Origin of the sequence: Paenibacillus sp. FSL M7-0656 (assembly GCF_038003225.1) — a bacterium.
Taxonomy (GTDB): domain Bacteria; phylum Bacillota; class Bacilli; order Paenibacillales; family Paenibacillaceae; genus Paenibacillus; species Paenibacillus amylolyticus.
In genome coordinates this window covers 3,139,821-3,163,852 of record NZ_JBBOOT010000001.1, presented here as the reverse complement: position 1 = coordinate 3,163,852, position 24,032 = coordinate 3,139,821, and the positions used below count along the sequence as shown (strand labels likewise).

The window sequence follows — 24,032 nt, the reverse complement described above, 5'->3', positions numbered from 1 at the left end:
TGGAAGGTTGTTCTCCCAGTGAAGTTATTTCGTTAAATGCAGTTTGTTCTACTTCATATAGATTAGGAAAATGAGTCGTGGCCTAGTGGCCGCGGCTTTTTCCACAATGGAAGGAGAGTGAAGCATGATAAACATAGGTTGGCGAGAATATCCCAAACGATGGATGATCCTGTTGATCGCTGCTGTTTGTTTTGTCGGTATAGGAATCTGGCTTATCTTCAACCGAAGTGAACAACCCGCTCCGCCACCGGTTGTGGACAAACAGAGAACGGCCGAAGTTTGGTTAACCACGGGAGATCAGCAAAATCTGCTTGCACGACAGAAGCCCATTCCAATTACCGATCACCATGATGCAGACACAAGTTCTTCAGTTTCTTCAACGCAGGAGCCAGACATTTCTTCGTCGGCGTTCACCATACAGATTGACCCGGACAAGACGTATCAGACCATGGATGGTTTTGGCGCAGCGATGACGGGTTCATCGGCACATCTGATCAACGAGCTCCCAGAGGAACAACAAGAGCAACTGCTGAAGGAACTGTTTACAACAGAAGGGCTGAACATGGATATGGTGCGTCATACGATTGGTGCCTCCGATTATTCGGTAGATGAAACAGGTGTGGCTTCGAGTTATACCTATGATGATATCGAGTCTGGCAAGGACTATGACATGGAATCCTTTTCGATCGAAAAGGATCAGAAAGTTGTGAATATGCTGGAGCGTGTAGCTAGTCTTAAATCGGATCTTAAAGTATTTGGCACACCGTGGACGGCCCCAGCTTGGATGAAATATGGAGAAAAGACCACTAACGGCTGGTATCTGGATTACAACGATCCCCAGGTGTATGAAGCGTACGCGAGATATTTTGTGAAATATATCAAAGCTTATCAGACAAAGGGCATTCCCATCTACGGGATCACGTTGCAAAATGAACCGGAGTTCACCTCGGACAAATATCCGAGTATGAGTATGGGAGCTGAAGAACAAGCGATGTTCATTCAGGATTATCTCGGCCCGGCTCTACAGGATGCGGGACTGGACACGCGAATCATTGCGTATGATCATAACTGGGATCAGGCGGTTGAATATACCAACAAGGTGCTTGGTGATGAGCAGGCTGCTGCTTATATCGATGGATCTGCTTTCCACTGTTATGCAGGTGATCCATCTGCCATGTCGGAAGTGCATGAGCGCTTCCCGGACAAGAATATTTATTTTACCGAATGTAGTGGTGGGGAGTGGAGTCCTGATTTTGGCGAGAATCTGAGCTGGCAGATGTCCAATCTCATCATTGGTGCACCTCGCAACTGGGCAAAAAATGTGCTGCTCTGGAACATCGCACTCGATCCGCAAGGTGGACCCACGAACGGTGGATGTGAGAACTGTCGTGGGGTTGTGACGATTGACCCGGACAGTGATGAAATCACTAGAAATGTCGAGTATTATGTGTTAGGCCACATCAGCCGTTATGTACGTCCGGGAGCTGTGAGAGTTGATTCCACGCAAGAACAGGGCAAGATCGAGAACGTAACCTTCCGCAATCCGGATGGAACGATGGTGCTGGTTGCAACTAACACGGGTGAGGCAGAAGTTTCCTTTGATGTAGTCATGAGCGGAGATTCGTTTCGATATATACTGCCTTCCCAATCGGCAGCAACCTTCCTTTGGAAGCCAAAAACGGGGGTAGAACGTTGACTCAAGATTGGAAATTATGGGTACAGTTTGAATGATGGACATGGTAAAATAAACGTAGAGTTATTTCAAATTTGATGTATTAAACAAGTCCGATCCCAGGATCGGGCTTTTACATAACCTTTACTTTTAATAGAAAAGGAGCATACGTTGGACATGTTAGTCGCTGCATATCGGGAACAGGATCATGACAAGTTGGTCGAGATCTGGGAGAGTTCTGTTCGGGCAACACATTGGTTAACCACGGGATATAATGACCACGAAGAGGAGTGTGCAGGATGACACAGATCAAGGTGACACCGGAACAACTGGAGACGGTCAGTGGGCAGTTCGCTCAGGCACATCAGCAATTATCGGGATTCATGTCCACATTGGACGGTAAGATGAGTGTCATGCGCAGCAACTGGGATGGCATGGAGCGTGAGCGTTTTTATAACGATTATTCAACGGCTCAAGGCACGATGAAATCTGTTCTGGAACTGGTTCTATCCATTCAGTCGGAGCTTAAGAAGATTGCCGAGCGTTTCCGCACGACAGATGAAGAGGCGGTGAGCCAGGCAATCATGACGGCGCTGACCGCAGCGCGGGCGCTATCAACCATGGGCAAAAATAAAGGCGATGATCTGGATAAAACGCCAGGTCCACCAAAGAACATGGATGAATGGGATGAGAAGGATGCCGAGAAATACCAGAACTATGAGGAAATGCTGAAGAAAGCCAAAGAGATGGGTGACGAAGAACTGGCGCAACAGATTCAGGCCAGCATGAACATCATTCGGCTTCAGTATGAAGATGTAATCTATCAGACTGACCCCAATACGGGCAAGACGGTGAAAATTACCGAGGATTCCATCGTAGGTACGTATCAGGTGAAAAGCGACAAGGGCGAAACGACCACCATCAGTCTGGATAAACAGGGCAATGTGGTGGACTATAGCAAGGATACGGAAAAGTATAGGTATTCGGAGCAAACGCACACGACCAGTCAAGGCGAGCATCTCTTTGGCAAAGCAGCACAAACGGCTACAGCCTACGGGATTGGTCTGCTGCTCACAAGCAAGACGGGCTCTGCCTTTACAGAACATGCCACTGGACTTGGTTCTTCCTTCGTCGCGGACAAATTCCTGTTCTCCGTGCCGGAAGAAGGCGAGACACGTACGATGATTTACCGTACCAATAAGGACACGGGCAAAATCGAGAATATGATCGTGGTCACGCGCGGCGACAACGATATTGAATATACTCCGTGGCGGGAGTACTTCTAAGCCACGGATGGGGTTGGCAAGCGGGCAACACAGGGCAACCTGATTGCGGCCTGCTTGCCGACCCACTGCATGGAGCCATGTGGTTGTGTATCACATGGCTATGCGTGTGGAGGGCAGGCGACTTATCCATGAGCCTGCCCATAGAGAAACACCCCGGCGACCTTTTCCCTGAGATGGGAAGGTTACCGGGGTGTTTTGGATTCTTCTTACCGATTCGCCACGGTCGAAGGACCGGGCCGGAAGGAGGGCTTTTTTTGCCAGAGATTAATGTGTCTCTTCATCCAGAAACGGTTTGTTCACCGCATAATACATAAAGCCCATCAGCAGCACACCACCCACGAGATTACCCAAAGTCACGGGAACCAGGTTGTGGATCACACCTTCAATGGAGATCGTCCCCGGATGGTTCAGCACGAGTGCAATCGCGAACGTACACATATTGGCGATGCTGTGCTCGTATCCCGAGATGAAGAAGCAGAACACAAAGAGCATCATGGCAAACATTTTGGCTCCATTCTCCTTCATGAACATCGGGACAAAGAACGCCATACATACAAGCCAGTTACACAGAATTCCGCGGAAAAAGAGTTGCATGGTTGGAACTTCCATTTTGTGTTCTACCACGCTTAACAGAAAACCATTCACCTGAGACGAATCGAACAATCCGGTCAGGTAGATTAACAGGGCAAACACAGCTGCGCCCATCAGGTTACCGCTATAACTCGCAATCCACAGTTTGATCACTTCGAACCAGCGCAGTTTCTTGCGCAGCGCCGCATACGTGTAATAAAACGTATTGCCCGTGAACAGGTCACCCCCGCCATAGGCGATCAGAATGATGGCCGCGCCAAACGTAATTGCCGCCATCGGATAGGTAAACGGGGACTGCTCCATATAAAAGAAGTTACCTGTCTTAAACGCCACGATGACGCCGAATCCGATAAACATACTGGCCAGCATGGAGCGTGCAAGGTACCTGATTAAACTTTGTTTGTAAATCTTGTGTTTCTTCAGAGCTAGTTGTTCCACGTTGCGTAAAGCTTCCGTTTCCATAATTCTCCTCCAATAGCATGGTGTCTTGCTTACCATTATAACGAAATTATGGAAATTGGGGAGGGTAAACTTGGTTTATTGATTATTACTTCGTTGTTTCGAATGCAGTACCCGCATTGCAGAAGAGCCAAAATCAGGATCGGATTGAAGCGATTCTAGCGCCGATGCTGCACCATTAACTTGTTGATGTGCAACAAGAATAGAAAAGGCCGCTCCTCTGACTAATATGTTTTCTTCTCCGCTGATTTCGTTAAAATCTGGGTGTCCATTGTTGTTATTATGATTTAAATCAGACATGTCAGACATATCCGACCGTTCACCTCCTGAAGAATATTATGGCTTGGGCGGGAGAATGATGGGACGGGCAGCCAAGGCTTCTTCCACAATCTGTTCAGGCTTCAGGTCTCGATCATCCCAGAAAATGAGATTACTGATCCCCACATGTGGAACCTGCTGTTGTAGCTCCGTCAACATGTCATCCAACTCGGCTTCCGTTCCTTCAGAGTCCATCAGTTTGCGAACTAATTCGACCAAATGTAATGGATTGTCCATATCGATACCTCCTGAATGATTCATAGCGTGAACAAACTAGTCTTTTTCATTGGCTGATTCAATGGATCATACGTAATGATCACCGGTAAAAATTTGGGCTCAAGCATCAGACTAATGAGTTGTTCGTCTTGATCAGTATAAGAAATGATATAGTTTCCGAAATGAGACTCGTAGATGAAGTCTTGGAATTGAAAGGAATGTTCGGGATACTTTATCTTCACATATAACGTAGTAACTCCTCGGGCTAAGGTTTCTTTTAACATAGGAATTTGGGCCACAATGATAATAGTAATAAGAACAATTAGTATACGTTTAGCGAGACGGGTCAGATGGATTCACCCCATTATCTAAATCAATTTTCAACAATTCATGAAGGCCCATCTCAAAATAGATATCACTCCATAAGGATAGCCAGATTACCAAACTGCTCGCCTTTTTCCATACGTTCGAATGCTTTTACTACGTCTTGCAATGGATATACGCCATCAATTACAGGATGTATGTCATGTTGCTCCACCCATTGTAGCATCTGGATAAACTCCTCACGGCTGCCCATAGAGGTGCCGATCAGACTGATCTGCGGGAAGAAGATAGAACGAATGGGTACAGTCAGATCATCCCCCGAGCTTGCACCATACATCACGATACGTCCACCTGGTCTGATTATATCAAAATATTTTGGGAACATGGCTTGTCCGATGCTATCCAAGATGATGTCCACAGGTTCCAGATCGTTCTGCGTACTCCAATCGGCATGACTATCCAATGCATGGGTAGCACCCAAGCGCAGTGCCTCATTTCTTTTGGCTTCACTTCTGGAGGTGACGGTCACCTTGGCACCTGCCGCAACCGCCATGAGCAGGGCATAGGTTGCTACACCACCGCCAATACCGGGAATGAGCACATGTTCACCTTTCTTCAATACACCGCGAGTGAATAAGGCGCGATAGGCCGTCAGGGCTGAAAGGGACAGCACACCTGCTTCCTCCCAGGATAGGTGGGCTGGCTTAGGCAGGGCATTTTCAGCAGGCAACGTTATATATTGAGCCAGTGTTCCATCCGTAGGGCCACCAACAATATCGGGTACGGTCGGCACTTCAGATGCATGTTCCCAACCGAGCGTAGGATGGATAATGACTTCATCTCCTATCGCGAACCCTCTTACGCTTTCGCCAATCGCTACGATAATACCTGCTCCATCGGAACCGGGAATGAGCGGGGTGTCCTGGGTTCCGCGTCCTGCCATGATGAATAGATCCCGATGATTGATACCAGCGGATTTTAATTGAATCTGCACTTCCCCGGCTTCTGGTGCCCGAGAGATTGACTCTGTATATTGAAGACCTGCAAGGCCGCTCTGGGCCGAATGGACAATAGCTTTCATGTTCAATATTCCTCCTGTCTGTGTAGCTAGATTTCACTACTGAGCCTCATTGTACAGACGGAGCAGATTCACGTAAAATGAACAAAAATGATTGTCAGTATCATTAAAAATAATAGATAAGCACTTTGCATGAATCGGATGATGCAGAATGCCGATATAACGACGAGCAGGTGATCAGAGTATGGATGCAGGTGATTTGAAAATATTTCAGGCGGTTGCCCGCGAAGGTAGTATCAGTAAAGCTGCGCTCTCACTTAATTATGTGCAGTCCAATGTAACAGCACGGATTAAACAGTTGGAGACCCAACTGCAAGTACCGCTATTTCATCGTTCCAATCGGGGGATGTCGCTTACACCAGCAGGCGAGAACCTGCTTGGGTATGCGGATAGAATATTAGAATTATTATATGAAGCAGAGCAGGCCACGCAAGTGGGTAACCCACCAGCTGGCATGCTTCGTCTAGGTGCCATAGAGACAGCAGCTTCTACTTTTCTGACGCCGCTCTTGGCTGAATATACTTCATGTTACCCGGAAGTAAAACATTCGCTTGTCACGGGTGGGACCCATGAACTGAACCAGAAGGTCATCCAACATGAATTGCATGGAGCCTTAATATATGGCCCAATTGATCATCCTGAGCTGAATTATATGAAGATGTATGACGAGGAATTGGTGTTGATCGCTGAACCTGGAGTACATGAGATGTACACGTTATTGTCCAGGCCGATGTTGTTTTTTGAGATCGGATGCACTCATCGCACTCAGGCGGAATCCTTTTTGAACGATCAGGGTATCCACACGCTTAACATCATGGAATATGGAACACTGGACACGATTCTGAATGGTGTATCTGCCGGGCTCGGCGTATCATTGCTGCCACGCTCTTCGGTTACCAAAGCAGAATTAAGAGGTGAGATCGCGGTGATGTCTTTGCCTGATCCCTATTGTCGGTTGGAAGTAGGATTTGTGTATTCCCGTGGTGAACATATATCTAGTGCACTCAGCGCTTTGGTTGAGATTATTACAGAACCAGACCTATAAGAGGTTGTTCAAAAGTCCGTTTATGAACATGCACTATAAAGGAGTGAGTGATCTTGAAAGAAACTGCGTTAACGTTGGGTGATGCATTTAATCAGGCAGACTTTATTGTAGGTGGTCATGGCAGTCGCCAAGTGAAGGTACTTCAGAACGTACTGGACCAGATCGATGGGGAGTTGTTCAGTGACCACTACGGGAACGGCCCACTCATTGAAGAATTTCAGCAACAGATGGCTGACGTTCTTGGCAAGGAATCGGCGGTATTTTTTCCAAGTGGAACGATGGCGCAGCAGATTGCATTACGGATCTGGTGTGACCGCAAAGATGTAAAACGAGTAGCTTACCACCCTCTGTGTCATCTTGAAATCCATGAGGAAGACGGACTGAAAGAGTTGCATCAGATTGAATCAATTTTACTTGCGGACAAGGATCGTTTGATTCGTTTGGAAGATGTACAAGCGCTTGATCAGGACATTGCCTGTCTGCTGTTGGAACTTCCGCAACGCGAGATTGGTGGGCAATTACCGGCGTATGAAGAACTGGAAGCGATCTCGGCCTATTGCCGTGAACGCGGGATTAAGCTACATCTGGACGGGGCACGCCTGTTTGAGATTACTCCCTATTATCAGAAAACGCCTGCGGAGATTTGCAGTTTGTTTGATACGGTGTATGTATCCTTTTATAAAGGCATTGGAGGTATTGCGGGGGCTATATTGGCGGGTGATCCGGATGTGATGCAAGAATCGAAAGTATGGAAACGTCGGCACGGCGGAGATCTGATCGGCCTGTATCCGTATATTCTGAGTTCTCAGTATTATTTCAATGAACGGATTGGCAAAATGGAGTTGTATTACGAGCAGGCTCAAGAACTCGCCTCCTTACTGAATGCGTGTCACGGGATACATACCTTACCCGAGGTACCGGTATCGAATATGTTCCATGTGCACTTTGCGCTCGCTGCTGCCGATGTTGAACCAATTCTTGTGCAAATGACTCAACAGTATGGCATAGGAATGACTTCATATCTGAACAAAACAAGTGGAAACAGCTGTGTCTTTGAACTGTCTACGGGTGATCGTTATGAGAAAGTTCCTCAGGACAAGCTGCGTGCAGCACTGGAATGGCTGGATCAAGAGTTGCGTAAACAGGTGAGATAAGAAGTTGATTTTAATGCTCGACTCTTGTTTGGGTAAGGTGTTGCGCTTCAAGGAGAACTATTGAATTCACAACGGCTGATCAGTGGAGAAAGGTATCTTAAGGGGGAGTTCAAGTGACGTCGATAGAATTGGAACCGATTCGTGATCTTTTGGTGAAGGCCTACGATACAACAATGGGAGATGGGTGTACTCCTGAGAAACAACAGAGCATTGAGGATTTTGAGCAAAAGCATAATGTAAAACTGCCCGCAGCGTATCGCGCACTTTTACTTGAGTTCGGTGCATGTAACTTCGGCGACCCTGCCTTGTATTCGGTGAAAGAACTGAGCTGGGCTTATCCGGATTTTTTGGAAGTATACCGTGAATATGAGAAAGAATACGAGCTGCCAGCTGACCTCCAGCCTTTCCCGATTGGTGGATTTGGTGAAGGAAGTATGGCTATACTGGATCAAAATTCAGGCAAGGTGCTGATGTTGATCCACGATGCAGGGGAAACTCCTCTGCGGGAGATTGCTGTGGACTTTAATGAATTGATGACGATGCTGGCTGAGTCGGCAATCTGGGTTCAGGAACAGATGAATTAACAAGGTAGACGGAAGGATGCGCAATCGGCTTATGGATATTCGGAAGTTAAGATACTTTATCACGGTGGCAGAAGAACTTCATTTTCACCGTGCAGCGGAAAAATTAAATATGACGCAACCACCGCTGAGCCAGCAGATTCAGAATTTAGAGGATGAGCTTGGCGTGAAGTTGTTGGAGCGCACCAGAAAAATGGTTCGTCTCACCCCGGCAGGTGCGGTATTTCTGGAACAGGCCAGGCTAATTATGGCCCAGCTCGAACGATCCATTCAACTTACGCAAAAGGCAGATCAGGGCATCATCGGGCATATCACCATAGCCTTTGTGGATTCGGCTTCGGGGAGCATTATGGTGGATGTTCTTAGGAAATTTCGCGCTGCATATCCGCAGATTGAATTGACGCTGCGTGAGATGACTTCGTCCCAACAATTGCAGGCACTGGAAGACGGACAGATCCATATTGGATTTTTGCGATATCAGGAAGATACTCGTCATGTCTCGTTCCGCCCCTGTCAGATGGAAACGTTGATTGCCGTATTGCCAGATCATCACCCGTTGGCTTCTCAGACTCAAGTTTCAATTCGAGAACTGGCGGATGAAGATTTTATTTTATTCCCAAGGCATCTGGGTTCTCCGTTCCATCGTCTCGTTCTGGATTATTGCAGGGAGCATGGCGTAGACCCTCGAATTACGCAGGAAGCGATCCAGATGTATACGATTGTGAATCTCGTTGCGGCGGGCATGGGCATTTCCATTGTTCCGTCCTCGGTGGATGTGTTCCAGCGTAAGGGTGTAGTCTTTCTCCCATTACAAGAAAATCCGCCCTCCGTACCGTTGTATACGGCATGGCGGACGGATATGAATCAGGAAGTAGTGTCCCGCTTTATGGGCATTGTTGATGAATGTGTTTAACCCGTCTTGGCTGGATCACGCTCAATCCACGGATTCAGTATTTCATCAATACGAGACATGATCGCAGAGTCCAGTTTCACACCAGAAGCTTTTACATTTTCAAGTACCTGCTCCGGCCGGGATGCACCGATAATAACGGAACTGACATACGAATGTTGTAGAACCCACGCCACAGCGAGTTGGGGGAGAGTTAGACCAATCTCTTTAGCGAGTGGAACAAGCTGTTGCACAGCGGTAAGAACATCTTCACGTAGCCACTGTCCAGCCAGTTTATTGAAAAAGGGTGCTCCTGCCTCAGCAGCTGCACGTGATCCGGTGGGCAATGCTTCGTTAGGCGCATATTTGCCTGATAGTATACCCTGAGCCAGAGGAGACCATGTAATCTGTCCAAGTCCTGCTTGGTCGCTTGCAGGTACCACTTCTTGCTCAATCACACGCCATAACATTGAATATTGGGGCTGACTTGCAATGAAGGGTATATGAAGTTCCTTCGCCAAAGCGGCTGCTCGCGCAATCTGATCCGCGTTCCATTCACTTACGCCAATGTAATGAACTTTGCCCTGACGCACCAGATCGGAGAATGCCAGAAAAGTCTCTTCCAGCGGAGTATTGTAGTCATAACGGTGAGCGTAATAGACATCGATATAATCAGTCTGTAGCCGCCGCAAAGAACCATTGCAGGCTTCCATGATGTGTTTCCGGGAAAGTCCGCGGTCATTATGACCTGTGCCGGTTGGGTGACAGACTTTGGTGCATAGTTCGATACTTTCTCTTCGTATATCCTTAAGAGCCTGTCCTAACACGGATTCTGCCTTGGTATTGGAGTACACATCTGCGGTATCAAATGTGGTAATACCTGCATCCAATGCGGTTCGCACACAAGCTTCTGCTATTCCATCCTCGACTTGCGCTCCATGCGTAATCCAGTTGCCGAGTGAAATCTCACTGACGGTTAATCCACTGTTTCCTAATTTGCGATATTCCATTCATGTCGCCTCCCTAAGTCATCTGGACTCCATTGTAACAATGGCAGATTAATAGGTGAAATATCTTTTAACCTCATCTTTGATACGAAAAAAGTATCAGTGAATCTACATTTTCTCCTGGAGGTATTTGCGATAGATAGCAGGCGTAATTTCCTCGAACTTTTTGAATATTTTGATAAAATATCCCGATTCATTAAATCCCAGCTCATCACTGATCTGTGAGACAGGCATGTCGGTGACCTCCAGCAATTGCTTGGCCCACTTTATCTTGAGTTTTGCCAGATAGGTGGTGAAGTTCTCGCCCGTTTCCTTGGCAAACAGTCTGCTGAAATAACTCGGACTCAGGTGGCATAGATCGGCCATTTGTTTGAGTGAAACTTGTTCACTCTTGTGACTGTGAATGTATTCAAAAGCAGGCTGAAGCACCGGGCTGGAGCTTTCCGTGTCACTTGGGCTGTTCTTTAGGTAAGCATCCGCTATCGCATTGGTCATCTCTTTTTTGATCGACTCGATATTACGAATGGAGTAACCCGGCAGAATGGTAGAGAGGTTTAGAGTCTCCTGATTGCCTGAAGCTTTTTCGAACATTTCAACTAACAGATTTTTGTTTAGCGCTTCTTCCACAATGTAGTTGCAGAGCAGGGATAACATGTTAGAGATTTTCACAATCTCTTCATAGGTCATCACAGGTAGCTGGGCGTAATCATCCTTTAATTCCTCCAGCTTGGCTGCATGCATGGGTACGTTTTTGGACGTGACAATTTGCTCCAAGTCGCTACCCTTTTCCGGATCGGCGAGTTTCACTTGTCCTGCCATGACGGCGCCGATATATTTGCCATCAATCGTGATCGGAATCGCGATATCTATAATATTGAAATGGCATAAATACACATAAGGTTCATTCAATCGAACGGCTTCCAGACCACCGCGTGAATCACATTTTTGACAGTAGGGGAGAAGCTCCGGGTCTTTACGGACATTCTGGCAGAAAGCCTGACAGCTACTGTGACTGGTTACGGGAATGCCTTTATAATCAACGGTGAGGATCGCCAGTTTGGTTACTGTTGCGAGAGAATCTTGTAGACGCTTCCATTTATTAAGGTCCAGAATTTTATTGATATGCAGATATTCTTTGATCATTGGTGCAACCTCCATAGGCTAACCAGATTCATAATTTAGGCCGTTAAAAGTTAGCAAGTTGTACATATTAAGATGTAATGATGACGGGTAATGTATAATGGGAGGTCAAAATTCAACCATCTCATGACAATAAGATACCATGATTGTGCCAAAAAGCAAAAAATTACGATTGTAAATTATAATAATTTGTTATCAAAGTCCACTGTAAACCTGTTGCTCATGCGTTATATTAAGGTCAATTGTAAGAAATTAAAATTTGATGTAATCACTAAACCAATTCATATCATTAGGAGGCATATATTATTATGAGAAAAGCATTTATCAGCCCAACTAAATATGTACAAGGCGAAGACGAGTTGTTGAACCTGGGGTACTTTGTTAAATCCTTCGGAGAATCTGCTTTGTTAATTGCACATCCGGATGATGTACAGCGTGTCAAAGCAAAGCTGGATGCAACAGCCGAGAAATTTAATATTACGTTTGTTGAAAGCGGTTTTAAAGGGGAATGTTCCCGTGAGGAAGTTGCTCGTCTGCAAGCGATCGCGAAGGAAAAAGGATGTGACTCTACCATCGGTCTTGGTGGCGGTAAAGCCATTGATGCGGCCAAATGTGTAGCAGAAGGCGAAGCACTGATCATCTGCCCAACGATTGCGGCAACAGACGCACCGACAAGTCACTCCGCTGTATTGTACACACCGGACGGTTCTTTTGATGACTATGCTTACTTCAAACAAAGCCCAAGTGTGGTTCTCGTTGATACAACGGTAATTGCTAATGCACCAACACGTTTCCTCGTATCCGGTATGGGAGATGCGCTCTCTACATACTTCGAAGCAAGAGCAACAGCAAAATCCTATTCCCGTGTAAACGCAAGTCTGCCAATGGGTTCCCGCGAAGGATATACACCTTCTGCTGTAGGTACCAATGCGGCACTTGCACTGGCAAAACTGTGTTATGAAATGTTGCTGACTGATGGTGCAAAAGCGAAAGTAGCGAGTGACAGCAACGTTGTGACACAAGCGCTGGAAAATATCGTTGAGACCAACATTCTGTTATCTGGTCTTGGATTCGAAAGTGGCGGACTGGCCGCAGCACATGCAATTCACAACGGTTTGACTGTTCTGGAAGGCACACATCATTTCTTCCACGGTGAAAAAGTATCCTTCGGTACAATCGCACAGCTCGTCCTTGAAAATGCACCAACTGAAGAGCTGCATGAAGTCATGGACTTCTGTCTCGAAGTGGGACTGCCGATCAGCTTGGCGGATATCGGTGTAGATACGATTAGTCAGGAAGAACTGTTGAAAGTGGCAGAGATCGCTTGTATTCCGGAAGAATCCATTCACGCCATGCCGTTCCCAATCACCGTTCCTGAAGTAGCTGCTGCCATTGCAGCGGCTGACCGCATGGGCCGTGAGTACAAAGCAGCTCGCAGGGAGGTAAAATAATGAAGAAAATTATTAATCAGGCCGAACATGTTGTTATGGAAATGTGCAACGGGATTGCGCTTGCACACCCGGAGCTTGAATTTCTGAAAAAATATAAAGTCATTAAACGCAGAGAGATTCAGGCTGATAAAGTCAGTCTGATCAGTGGCGGCGGTAGCGGACATGAACCGGCTCACGCTGGTTATGTCGGTAAAGGGATGCTGGATGCAGCGGTATGTGGAGATGTATTCGCATCTCCTTCCCAAATCCAGGTATATCAAGCGATCAAGGCAACAGCCAGCAACAAGGGTACACTCCTGATCATCAAGAACTACAGCGGCGACATGATGAACTTCAAAAATGCAGCGCATCTGGCTGAAGAAGATGGCATCGACGTACAGTATGTGCGTGTTGAGGATGACATCGCTGTACAAGACAGTTTGTATACCGTTGGACGTCGCGGTGTTGCCGGAACTGTACTGGTTCACAAGATTGCCGGAGCAGCGGCCGAAGAAGGCCGCAGTCTGGCAGATGTGAAATCCGTTGCTGAGAAAGCAGCTCAGAACGTGCGCAGTATTGGTTTTGGATTCACATCCTGTACGGTGCCCGCCAAAGGCACGCCTACATTCGAAATTGCTGAAGATGAGATGGAATTCGGCGTAGGGATTCATGGTGAGCCAGGGATTCGCCGGGAGAAAATCGTATCGGCTGATGAATTGGCAGGACGTATGGTCGAAGCATTGCTCGCAGACATGAAGCTGGATAAGGATGCATCCGCTGAGATTGCGGTGCTCGTGAATGGTTTTGGTGCAACGCCACTGCAAGAACTGTATCTGCTCAACAATTCCGTTCAGCGTGAGCTTGCTGGACATGCAGGTCTGAAGGTCGCTACTACGTTTGTAGGCAACTACATGACAAGTATCGATATGGCAGGGGCATCGGTTACGATCCTGAAACTGGATGAGGAACTAAAAACTCTGTTGTTCAAGGAAAGTGATACACCTACATTTAAAGTATCCGGTCCTCCAGCAGCACAAGTGGCGTATTCCGAAGCGCTGGAAGCTGTTGTGGGTGAAGACGCTCCTGTATCTTACGAAGTGGAGACGGATGCATCAGCTGCGGTCATCAAAGGCAATCAATTTTCACTGGACAATGTCGTCTATCTGATCGATAAAATGGGTGAGATCATCATCAAGAACGAGGTACCGTTCTGTGAACTGGATTCCCATGCCGGTGATGGCGATTTCGGTATGAGTGTGGCAAAAGGCTTCCGCCAGTTGAAACGCGAATGGAATCACATCATTAACGAAGATAAAAAAGACATCGGATCATTCCTCGATGCATGTTCCTTGGTCATCATGGAATATTGTGGCGGCGCATCCGGCCCGATCTGGGGTTCAGCATTCCGTGCAGCTGGCAAAGCAGTAGGGGATAAACAGCAATTAAACGTTGCTGAATTCGCCGAGATGATCCATGCAGCCGTGCAAGGGATTCAGTCCACAGGAGAACGTTCCTTCGGACGTGGCGCTGTTGTAGGTGATAAAACCTTGATTGATGCACTCGTTCCGTGTGCCGATTCCTGGACTCAAAGTGCGGAGTCTGGCGATGACTTCAAAACAGCATTTGCCAAAGGTGCAGCAGCCGCCGTTGAAGGTGCGAAGAAAACCGAAGACATCGTGGCACGTATGGGACGTGCAGGTGCCGTCGGTGATCGTAGTCTGGGCTACCCGGATGCTGGTGCGTATGCGCTGGGTGTTATTTTCACAGAATTATCTGAGTCGATGAAATAAGAATGTTGGTGAAAAATCAGATCATTTCGATGAGAAATATAAAAGTATAAAGTGTTCTTACCACAAAAGAAGTATCACACAGTGATGCTTCTTTTTTTGTATTGAAATGTCGATTTTTATGCATATAAATACATACAATGGAATATTTGGTTCATAATTTCGCCATGAATTAAAACAATTAGGTTGTTGAAAATGCCTTCTAACTTGTTATAATATAACCTATTGATATTGATAATCACTATCATTTGTTGTTTTGTTACTCAGCACTACAGTGAAAAGGGGTTAAGTTTTTCTCTAAAATTTACGTCTGAGGAGGTATATGATACTGAGTTTATCCAACACAGTACGCTGCGTTGGAATCCAAATTTTCTAAATCTAGGGGGATATAAATTAAATGAGAAAGTCTATTTCTTCAAAATTAATGTTTATCATGGTTGCAGCTTTAACTTTGGTGTTGGCAGCTTGTTCAAGTAATGAACCTGCTTCGACGGATACTGCTAATACAGAGGCTGCAACTTCCGATGCTGCTACTACAGCTACAGCCACAACAGTTGAAATTACGGATGCTCATGGAACGGTAACTGTGCCTGTAAATCCAACGAAGGTCGTTGCTCTGGATAACAGAACATTTGAGACTCTGTCCACTTGGGGCGTCAAATTGGCAGCAGCGCCGAAGGATGTAATGCCTGCGGATTCACCATATGTGGCGGATGAATCGGTACAAAATATTGGGAATCACCGCGAACCAAACCTTGAACTATTGGCATCAATACAGCCTGATCTTGTCATTGTTGGTCAACGGTTTGCTAGTTACTATGAAGACATCAAAAAATTAGTACCTAATGCAGCAGTGATCGACCTTAATATTGAGCTTGAAGAAACAGCATCACCTGGAGAAAACTTTGTTAATGGACTTAAAGATGCAACAACCAATTTGGGAAAAGTTTTCGAGAAGCAAGAAGAAGCTGCCCAACTGATTGCTGATTTTGATAAAGCTATTGAAGAAGCTAAGGCCGCTTATAACGGTGAAGATAAAATTATGAGTGTTGTTGTTTCTGGTGGAAACATCGGTTTCTCGGCTCCTCTTACTGGACGTGTGTGGGGACCATTGTATGACATTTTTGGCTGGGTTCCGGCACTAGAAGTGGACAAATCATCTTCTGATCATCAAGGTGATGATATTTCTGTTGAAGCGATTGCCCAAAGTAATCCAGATTGGATTTTCGTACTGGATCGGGATGCAGCTGTATCTGCTGAAGAAGGTGCCGTTCCGGCTCAAGACGTTATTGATAATTCACCCGCTCTGCAAAACACCACTGCTATTACTCAAAAACAAATCGTTTATGCTCCAAACGACACGTACACCAATGAATCCATCGAAACTTTCTTGGAGTTGATTAACAACCTTACGAAAGCTTTAGCTAAACAGTAAAAAGGAGTATGCTGCAGTGCAGAAAAATTTAATACCAAAATTAGCTGGGGTTGAGAATTCTCAACCCCAGCGTCATAATCCGAAAAAGCTATGGACCATACCTTTTATCATTGCGATTATAGCCACTATTATTTTAGGCATTACATCACTGCTTATTGGAGTCTATGACATACGAGGACAAGCGGATGGAATGGAGATGTTCTTCATTACTCGTGTCCCAAGAACTGTTGCATTAATGCTTACCGGTGCCGCCATGGCAATGGCAGGACTGGTCATGCAGCTTATTACACAGAATCGCTTGGTGGAACCTACCACAACCGGAACAATGGAATGGTCAGGACTGGGGATCATGTTTATTTATCTGGTCTTTCCTGCTCCGAGCTTAACGCTAAGAATGACTGGTGCAATCATTTTTTCTTTTATAGGAACGATGATTTTTTTTATGTTTCTAAAGAAAGTTAAGCTCCGTTCGTCCTTAGTTGTCCCGATTATTGGAATGATGCTTGGAGCTGTCATTTCTGCATTTTCAACTTTCGTGGGGCTTGTGTTCCAAATGACTCAAAATATCGAAAGCTGGTTTGCAGGCTCCTTCTCATCTGTGCAAATTGGCAGGTATGAATATTTATGGCTTATTGTATTGGTGACTATTCTTATATTTGTTTTTGCTGATCGGCTGACACTAGCCGGACTAGGGGAAGATGTCGCTACTAGTCTTGGCGTAAATTATGACAGGATCATTCTTTTGGGTACTGCGCTTATTTCACTAGTAGTTGGAATCGTTGCTGCGGTCATTGGGAACTTGCCTTTTCTAGGGTTAATTGTCCCCAATATTGTCTCCATGTTTAGGGGTGACGATCTCAGGAGCAATTTGCCATGGGTGTGCTTATTAGGGATGGGCAGCATCATTGTGTGTGATATCCTGTCTCGTGTCATTATTATGCCTTTTGAAATACCTGTCTCGATGATCCTTGGAACAGTGGGAGCCGTCGTATTCATTGTCATTTTGTTAAGACAAAGGCGGTCAACAAGGAGGGTAAGATGAGCGACTTAGCAAGTAGAAATCCACTAAATATCGAAATCGATTCTAGCCGTCGTCCTAAAAAAAGATCAGCTAGAGCCTTCCGTACCAAGAAAGAAGAAAAGCGTTATTGGATTTTGCTGATAACATTAATTATTCTGGGCGTTTTTGCATCAGTTGGGCTACTGATTTATAACAATCCGGTCCCGGTGTCTTCGCCTTCTTTCATACCTGTTGTTACAAGAAGGGTAGTTGCTCTGATTTCAATGCTGATCGCTGCAATTTGCCAAAGTTTATCCACGGTTGCTTTTCAATCGATTACGAATAACAGAATTATAACTCCGTCCCTTTTAGGTTTTGATGCTATTTATTCAACCATTCATACGAGTACTATATTTTTCCTTGGTGCTACGGTATTTGTGAATTTTAGCGGTGTTGATTCCTTTTTATATCAAGTTGCTGCAATGGTCATCATGTGTTTAATCCTTTATGGATGGCTGCTTTCCGGAAAATACGGAAATTTACAACTTCTGCTTCTAGTCGGTATTATCATTGGGACCGGGCTGAGATCCGTATCTTCATTTATGAGAAGACTTCTTGCACCGTCCGAGTTTGATATTTTGCAGGCAAGAATGTTTGCTTCCGTGAATAATGCGGATTCTGCCTATTTCCCGATTGCGATTCCTATCGTCATCATTGCAGCGATCCTGCTACTTGCTAATGCAAAGAGGTTAAATGTGTTATCGCTGGGTAAGGATGTCTCGACTTCCTTGGGAACTAAACATCAAAGTAGTGTGATTTATACACTGGTCCTGGTTTCCATATTGATGGCCATTTCGACGGCTTTGGTTGGACCACTTACATTCTATGGATTTTTAGTTGCGATTTTGAGTTATCAGGCCGCGCAAACCTATGATCACAGATATGTTTTCCCAATGGCACTGGCGATAGGGTTTGTGATCTTAACCGGTGCATACTTTGTTATGAATCATGTTTTCAATGCCCAAGGTGTTGTTTCCATTATTATAGAATTGGTTGGCGGACTAACATTTTTAATTGTGATTTTAAGGAAGGGTTCTTTATGATACAGATCAATAATGTCAAAAAAACCTATGCAGCCGAGGTAGAGATAGGCCCTTTGAATATTCATATACCCAAAGCCGGTCTTACTTCTTTAATTGGACCCAACGGTGCGGGGAAATCGACGACACTTCTGATGATCGGAAGACTTTTGGATTTGGACGAAGGTCAGATCAAGGTTGCCAATATGGATGTTTCCACATCCAAATCAAGGGATCTGGCCAAGATTATAACGGTTTTACGACAAGAAAATCATTTTGTCACAAGGCTTACCGTTAGACAACTTGCCGGATTCGGACGTTTTCCTTATTCTAAGGGAAGATTAACGGATGAGGATGAAGCTATTATTTCTAAATATATTGATTTTCTAGACTTAACTGCTCTGGAAAATAGATATCTAGATGAGCTTTCTGGTGGCCAAAGGCAAAGAGCCTATGTAGCTATGGTGTTGTGTCAGGAGACGGAATATGTACTTTTGGACGAGCCTTTGAACAATCTGGATGTTGCGCGTTCTGTTCGGATGATGGAGCATTTGAGATATGCCGCTAATGAATTTGGAAGAACCATTCTGACGGTTATGCATGATATCAATTTTGCCGCCAAATATTCGGATCGAATATGTGCCATGAAAGATGGTCAAATCGCCGCTTTTGGAACCGTAGATGAAGTGATGGACCCCGAAATTTTAACAGATATTTTTGAAACGAAAATTGAAATTATTGATGGTCCTTACGGGCCGATAGCGATCTATTAGCTACAAGATTTAATGAAAAGTTGTTTGTTAAAATGGTTTTCAAAAAGAAGAGTGATTATTCACTCTTCTTTTTTTTATTAAAGTCGAACAAGACAGTTTGAAAGTTTATCTTAAAAACATCATAGAATGATAAGCCTTTACCAGAAGCATCTTCCTGCAAACGTTCCTTTCTCGATGAATAGCTATTTTCGCTCACAGAGTAATCTTTTGGATAGAGAAAGGGGATACTCTATGCCATAAATTGGCTTGAGGGTTCCAGATAGTGTAATCTGGAGATTATGAAAACCCATTTGAACGAGAAGGGATCGGGATGATTCAATGACGCAAAAAATCTATTATGACTCTGCTTATACAAGAGAGTGGCATACAACGATTACAGGCAGAGTAGACAAGGAAGACGGCGTATATGTCACGCTGGCGGAGACTGCTTTTTACCCGCATGGGGGCGGACAACCTTGTGATCTGGGACAAATTGGTGGCATCGCTGTTCTGGATGTGAACATTGAAGATGGCGAAGTATGGCATAAGCTGGAACGCACCCCTGAAGAGACTGAGGTACATTGTGAGATTGACTGGGAGCGCAGATTCGATCATATGCAGCAGCATACGGGTCAGCATTTGTTATCGGCAATCACTCTAAAGCTGACTGAAGCGATGACCCTCAGTTTCCATCTCGGTACGGAGTATGACACGATTGATGTGGCTACGGCTGAACTGGGAGCGAATCAATTAACCGCCATTGAACAAGAAGTGAATCGTCAGATCTATCGTAACGCTCGCATCAACACGTCTTGGGTTACAGCAGAAGAGGCTGCACAGTTACCATTGGTGAAGCAACCTACGGTAACGGAAGACATTCGCATCGTCGAGATCGAGGGTGTGGAGTATAACGCCTGCGGTGGAACGCATGTGTCGGCGACAGGTGAGATTGGGATCATCAAACTGTTGAAAACTGAAAAAGTGAAGGGCGGTACCCGCATTTATTTCAAATGTGGAACAAGGGCCCTGAATGAATTCACATCCACACAAAACGTGCTCAATAGCATCATGGTTAAATTAAAGACCAGCAAGGACGAATTGTTGGAGCGTATTGAGAAAATGGAACTGGAGCAAAAGCAGTTGCAAACTGAGCTGAATGCAGTGAAAACAACCAATGATGCCTATTTTGCGGAGGAACTTCTGGCCGCTCGGCAAGGGCTGGTAATTGCTCAGGTCTTTGAAGACAAATCGCTCAAGGATATGCAGAGTCTTGCTACCAAGCTGACGGCAGACCATGAAGGCCTTGTTCTGTTCGCCAGCATCTCAGAGGCCAAAGTGGTTCTTGCACAGAACGGACAGCCGCCTGAATGGGCTTGTGGACCTTTCTTCAAAGGTAATCTTGGAGCCTATCAAGGCAAAGGTGGAGGTAGTGAAAAGATGGCTCAGGCAGGCTTTGCCAGCAGTGAAGATGCGCTTGCCTTTTACGAATTTACCAAGGACCAGTTGGGACATCACTGATTCGTATTTTCCTTTATGGTACACGCAGGTATTTAAATATGGAGTAAGGGACAAGCACGTCACGTTGTGGCGTGTTTGTCATGGCATGATGAAGCGAGCAGATAGTAGAGGGGGTGGAGGGATGACAGAACGAATTCCGTGTATACGGGAAGGGTGTGCAAATACCATTTTACCAGCAACAGCGTTGAAAACGGGTGGTTATTGTATGCCTTGCAAGCAGGAGATGGAACGCGAGGAGCGTCAGAGATACATTGAAGCGAATCGACGTGACGTGAACTTGTATGCAGGTATTACAGACCCAGTCGAAATTTTGAAAATCATGCACAAACCTCAGGTTCGCGATCCACTAATTCGTTATACGCCCTATGAACAATCCGAGGAACAGGTATATCTATCTTTGTCTGTAGAGCAACAAGATCAGATGAAGGATTACGCGATGCAACGGATTTGTACAGGTGATGAAGATACGGGCAAAGACATTCTGGTATATCTGTTCTGCTACCATGATATATCGTTGACTGCCGAAATTCCTGAGGTGCTGGAACAAGAGATCTATTATCCTGCCATTTTGTATAAAAGTGCCTCGGGTGAGGTTCGTGATCATCTCTTACAGCAGGTGAATACCGATGATGAGAATCGGAACCACATATTGCTCATGCTGGCCCATATCGGAGATGATGTTGTCGTGCGGCAGTTCCGGCAGTGGAGACAATCTCCTCCATCTTGGGCGAACGAATTATACGTGGCACCTGAGCATTACACCACTGAAGCTGGTTGGGAGCTTACAAAAGACGGGCAGCGCAGGGAATTATTCATCACCCCAAGTTATTCACTCTATAAAGTAAAAGAGAATGAAGGACCTAACGTGGAGTTAACCGGAAGTTCACTATCGATGCTGAACCCTAGCACCAATTGCTGTCCATGGTGTGGCAATGCGTTAACCACCTTAATTAGTCTGGATGTTAAGCATCCAGCATTGAATGACGTTTCTTGGCATGCTCAGCAACTTCAGATACGGACTTGCGTGATATGCAGCAGTTACGGTGTGGTTTACATGGAGATGGACGCGGCAGGGGAACCGTTATGGAGTTCACATAATGTCATGCCTATGGGAATGGACGAGATTGACCTGGACGACTATGGTAAACTTGCACCGGATGTTGGCCAGCAGTTTCGGATTGCGAATGCATCGCGTCATGCATTCCATGCCAGTGAGTGGGCGATGGAGCCATCGTTATCTCAGGTCGGCGGCCATCCGGGATGGGTTCAAGATGCGGAGTACCCAACATGTCCACGCTGTTCCACGAGAATGAAGGCTGTCGCACAACTGGACTGGGGCGAGGTTGAGAAATATGGTGAGGGTATGTATTACATGTTCATATGTGAGCCATGTCAGATGACCGCCGTATCGTACCAGCAATCTTGATGGTGGAAGCTAGTATATAACATTATAAGCAATTATAAGCAGTCATCTTATTATGATATTACACCGCTTTTAAGGTTGGAATGACAGTAGTAGACAGACTATAACCAAGGGGCATCCCGAAGTTCTTGGAACTTCATGGGATGCCCCTTTGCCCTGCGCAGGATGGATGTGAGATATTTTTGCTACAGCCAGTCGTTTATGCTATTTATTTAGCCGCCAGAGTGAGAATGGGTTGTTTTTTCTACGTGCAGAGGCCGCTTGTCGTACTCACACAGTCTAACGAACCTAGCACGTCTTATTGGGTGAATTTGCAGCAGTATAGAATTCTAACGAATCATAGCCACTCTATTTCTCCAATTGTCATGGTTTTTCGAAGAAAATCGAAGGGGTTTCTGTAATAAGAATGCTGAGATTCGTTAGAATTTCATATGTTTTTAAAACTGCGATATAAGGTGTGTCCGATTCGTTAGCGCTTGGCCCAAACCCAAACCCAAACCCAAACCCAAACCCAAACCCAAACCCAAACCCAAACCCAAACCCAAACCCAAACCCAAACCCAAACCCAAACCCAAACCCAAACCCAAACCCAAACCCAAACCCAAACCCAAACCCAAACCCAAACCCAAACCCAAACCCAAACCCAAACCCAAACCCAAACCCAAACCCAAACCCAAACCCAAACCCAAACCCAAACCCACCCCATATACTCCAACCGCACATTACCACTCACACATTACTACCTAAGTTACTACTTCGGCGTATGTGCCTCTTTACTAGACCCGTCTACAATTCCGCAGATGCCTGCTTTAACAAATCAGCCAACCATTCATAGTCCGGCGTATCTTTTTCCTTGAGTTTGATCGTTTTTCGTTCTTCCGGGCCTTCAAATATCCCATCGGGGAGATCGAGTCCAGTTGCATTGAAGATGGTGAAAGACATGGCTTGTTTGGAAGGCGAGATGACCGCAGCGTACTTTCCGTTTTTCAAAAAATGAGGTTTCTTGTATTGTACGCGTTCTTGTACGTCAGGGATGGTATCATGCACTAACTGGCGCAATTGTTCAGCGACTTGTACTTGCCAGGGGACCTGAATCTGTTCAATAAACGCAGTAACTTCTGCATTCTTGGTCATACTTGTTCACCCTCCGTATGGATCTGATTGTGTGTTTCCCATTCTGGTCTTAGGATTCCCATCATCAAGCGGTCATAACGCTTACCATCACGATATACAGCTGAGCGTGCACGACCTTCCAACTGAAAACCAACCTTTTCATAGGAACGGATTGCTTTGGCATTGTAGGCGATGACATCGAGACCAACTCGGTCCAGATTCATCTCATTGAACGCATATCGTAAAATAAGATTCAACGCTTCCGTGCCATATCCCTTGTTGCGATGTTTGGCAAGTCCGATGCCAATGGCAAGCTGTCCGCAGCGGTTGTTCCATTCAATGCCATGAATGACGACAAAACCAATCAGCGTATCCTCTTCATGCGTGCGAAGTCTGAAGTAAACTTCCTTGTTCTTCGTTTCGCCCTCATCCTCCAACTGTTTCTCCGAATAGGGAATGGCCAGGTCAGTATCCACATTCCGAAGGTACTCCGGGTCTTCGTTCCATTGCAGCATGGTCTGCACGTCTTCAGAGCGTGGTGGCGTCATCTTTAATCGTTTGCTATAAAACAGGTTATCCGTAGTGAGTGTCATAGGGGTCTCCTTTAAATTAAGTTAAGCTTGCTTCACCTTAGTTCCACGTTTAACTCTATGTATATTTCGCAATAGACCTCGCCCCTTTGGCATATGATAGCCTCATCATACTGGAAATTATAGGTGAATCACAATAGCGTAT

Annotated in this window: 23 protein-coding genes; 15 read left to right on the top strand and 8 right to left on the bottom strand. The window is 45.6% G+C overall.

The genetic code is table 11. From position 1 onward, the window contains the following. Window positions 1-124 precede the first annotated feature (124 nt). The 3 genes from MHI01_RS14050 to MHI01_RS14040 all read left to right on the top strand — a co-directional run bounded on the left by MHI01_RS14050 (window position 125) and on the right by MHI01_RS14040 (window position 2,958). Window positions 125-1,696 carry a glycoside hydrolase family 30 protein gene (locus MHI01_RS14050; protein ID WP_340983422.1) on the top strand — a complete coding sequence of 524 codons (1,572 nt, stop codon included), beginning with the start codon at window positions 125-127 and terminating at the stop codon, window positions 1,694-1,696. Between the two features lie 147 nt (window positions 1,697-1,843). Beyond that, window positions 1,844-1,975 (top strand): hypothetical protein, encoded by a 132-nt coding sequence (locus MHI01_RS14045; RefSeq protein ID WP_340983421.1) that lies wholly within the window; start codon window positions 1,844-1,846, stop codon window positions 1,973-1,975. Next, entirely contained in the window at window positions 1,972-2,958 is a 987-nt protein-coding gene (locus tag MHI01_RS14040) for a WXG100 family type VII secretion target (RefSeq protein ID WP_036606168.1), read from the top strand. Before MHI01_RS14045 ends, MHI01_RS14040 begins: the two co-directional genes overlap by 4 nt. Before the next feature lie 264 nt (window positions 2,959-3,222). Here MHI01_RS14040 and MHI01_RS14035 read toward each other — a convergent pair whose 3' ends face one another. The 4 genes from MHI01_RS14035 to MHI01_RS14020 form a co-directional block, all read right to left on the bottom strand. Then, entirely contained in the window at window positions 3,223-4,011 is a 789-nt protein-coding gene (locus MHI01_RS14035; RefSeq protein ID WP_036606169.1) for a formate/nitrite transporter family protein, read from the bottom strand. A gap of 75 nt (window positions 4,012-4,086) precedes the next feature. Beyond that, the gene (locus tag MHI01_RS14030; protein WP_340983420.1) at window positions 4,087-4,317 is read right to left on the bottom strand and encodes a hypothetical protein; all 231 of its coding nucleotides are present in this window, start codon (window positions 4,315-4,317) and stop codon (window positions 4,087-4,089) included. A 27-nt stretch (window positions 4,318-4,344) separates the two neighbouring features. Continuing rightward, complete coding sequence (locus tag MHI01_RS14025) at window positions 4,345-4,563, bottom strand: bacteriocin immunity protein (protein WP_340983419.1); 219 nt, start codon at window positions 4,561-4,563, stop codon at window positions 4,345-4,347. A 394-nt stretch (window positions 4,564-4,957) separates the two neighbouring features. Continuing rightward, window positions 4,958-5,947 carry a quinone oxidoreductase family protein gene (locus MHI01_RS14020; protein ID WP_340983418.1) on the bottom strand — a complete coding sequence of 330 codons (990 nt, stop codon included), beginning with the start codon at window positions 5,945-5,947 and terminating at the stop codon, window positions 4,958-4,960. Window positions 5,948-6,128: 181 nt separating this feature from the next. Here MHI01_RS14020 and MHI01_RS14015 point away from each other — a divergent pair, with 181 nt between their 5' ends. The 4 genes from MHI01_RS14015 to MHI01_RS14000 all read left to right on the top strand — a co-directional run bounded on the left by MHI01_RS14015 (window position 6,129) and on the right by MHI01_RS14000 (window position 9,637). Further along, window positions 6,129-6,989, top strand: a complete 861-nt coding sequence (locus MHI01_RS14015) for a LysR family transcriptional regulator (protein ID WP_076329786.1) — start codon at window positions 6,129-6,131, stop codon at window positions 6,987-6,989. A gap of 53 nt (window positions 6,990-7,042) precedes the next feature. Next, window positions 7,043-8,143 carry a threonine aldolase family protein gene (locus MHI01_RS14010; RefSeq protein WP_340983417.1) on the top strand — a complete coding sequence of 367 codons (1,101 nt, stop codon included), beginning with the start codon at window positions 7,043-7,045 and terminating at the stop codon, window positions 8,141-8,143. 113 nt (window positions 8,144-8,256) lie between these two features. Further along, the gene (locus MHI01_RS14005) at window positions 8,257-8,727 is read left to right on the top strand and encodes an SMI1/KNR4 family protein (protein ID WP_127550479.1); all 471 of its coding nucleotides are present in this window, start codon (window positions 8,257-8,259) and stop codon (window positions 8,725-8,727) included. Window positions 8,728-8,758: 31 nt separating this feature from the next. Then, on the top strand, window positions 8,759-9,637 hold the full coding sequence (locus tag MHI01_RS14000; RefSeq protein WP_340983416.1) for a LysR substrate-binding domain-containing protein: 879 nt from the start codon (window positions 8,759-8,761) through the stop codon (window positions 9,635-9,637). Here MHI01_RS14000 and MHI01_RS13995 read toward each other — a convergent pair. Together MHI01_RS13995 and MHI01_RS13990 are read right to left on the bottom strand one after the other, a co-directional pair. Further along, a complete protein-coding gene (locus MHI01_RS13995) occupies window positions 9,634-10,623 on the bottom strand; it encodes an aldo/keto reductase family protein (RefSeq protein ID WP_340983415.1) in 990 nt (329 codons plus the stop codon). The genes MHI01_RS14000 and MHI01_RS13995 overlap by 4 nt on opposite strands. A 105-nt stretch (window positions 10,624-10,728) precedes the next feature. After that, window positions 10,729-11,763 carry a PocR ligand-binding domain-containing protein gene (locus tag MHI01_RS13990; protein ID WP_340983414.1) on the bottom strand — a complete coding sequence of 345 codons (1,035 nt, stop codon included), beginning with the start codon at window positions 11,761-11,763 and terminating at the stop codon, window positions 10,729-10,731. Between the two features lie 305 nt (window positions 11,764-12,068). On the opposite strand from MHI01_RS13990, the gene MHI01_RS13985 reads away from it, so the two are divergent. From MHI01_RS13985 to MHI01_RS13950, 8 genes are all read left to right on the top strand, one after another. After that, window positions 12,069-13,211: a glycerol dehydrogenase gene (locus MHI01_RS13985; RefSeq protein ID WP_017690500.1), complete on the top strand. Its 1,143-nt coding sequence runs from the start codon at window positions 12,069-12,071 to the stop codon at window positions 13,209-13,211. Then, window positions 13,211-14,980, top strand: coding sequence for a dihydroxyacetone kinase subunit DhaK (gene dhaK, locus MHI01_RS13980; protein WP_340983413.1), 1,770 nt, complete (start codon window positions 13,211-13,213; stop codon window positions 14,978-14,980). The genes MHI01_RS13985 and dhaK overlap by 1 nt, the downstream gene beginning before the upstream one ends. A gap of 394 nt (window positions 14,981-15,374) precedes the next feature. Beyond that, window positions 15,375-16,412, top strand: a complete 1,038-nt coding sequence (locus MHI01_RS13975; RefSeq protein WP_340983412.1) for a siderophore ABC transporter substrate-binding protein — start codon at window positions 15,375-15,377, stop codon at window positions 16,410-16,412. A 31-nt stretch (window positions 16,413-16,443) separates the two neighbouring features. Then, the gene (locus MHI01_RS13970; RefSeq protein ID WP_445744926.1) at window positions 16,444-17,454 is read left to right on the top strand and encodes an ABC transporter permease; all 1,011 of its coding nucleotides are present in this window, start codon (window positions 16,444-16,446) and stop codon (window positions 17,452-17,454) included. Further along, on the top strand, window positions 17,451-18,515 hold the full coding sequence (locus MHI01_RS13965) for an iron chelate uptake ABC transporter family permease subunit (RefSeq protein WP_127550469.1): 1,065 nt from the start codon (window positions 17,451-17,453) through the stop codon (window positions 18,513-18,515). The genes MHI01_RS13970 and MHI01_RS13965 overlap by 4 nt, the downstream gene beginning before the upstream one ends. Beyond that, entirely contained in the window at window positions 18,512-19,264 is a 753-nt protein-coding gene (locus tag MHI01_RS13960) for an iron ABC transporter ATP-binding protein (RefSeq protein WP_101314621.1), read from the top strand. Before MHI01_RS13965 ends, MHI01_RS13960 begins: the two co-directional genes overlap by 4 nt. A gap of 318 nt (window positions 19,265-19,582) precedes the next feature. Next, window positions 19,583-20,761, top strand: a complete 1,179-nt coding sequence (locus MHI01_RS13955) for an alanyl-tRNA editing protein (RefSeq protein WP_340983410.1) — start codon at window positions 19,583-19,585, stop codon at window positions 20,759-20,761. Window positions 20,762-20,882: 121 nt separating this feature from the next. Further along, a complete protein-coding gene (locus MHI01_RS13950) occupies window positions 20,883-22,187 on the top strand; it encodes a DUF1963 domain-containing protein (protein ID WP_339285638.1) in 1,305 nt (434 codons plus the stop codon). A gap of 783 nt (window positions 22,188-22,970) precedes the next feature. Here MHI01_RS13950 and MHI01_RS13945 read toward each other — a convergent pair. Continuing rightward, the gene (locus MHI01_RS13945) at window positions 22,971-23,318 is read right to left on the bottom strand and encodes a DUF1801 domain-containing protein (protein ID WP_340983408.1); all 348 of its coding nucleotides are present in this window, start codon (window positions 23,316-23,318) and stop codon (window positions 22,971-22,973) included. Next, entirely contained in the window at window positions 23,315-23,890 is a 576-nt protein-coding gene (locus tag MHI01_RS13940; RefSeq protein WP_179086603.1) for a GNAT family N-acetyltransferase, read from the bottom strand. Before MHI01_RS13940 ends, MHI01_RS13945 begins: the two co-directional genes overlap by 4 nt. Between the last annotated feature and the right edge of the window lie 142 nt (window positions 23,891-24,032).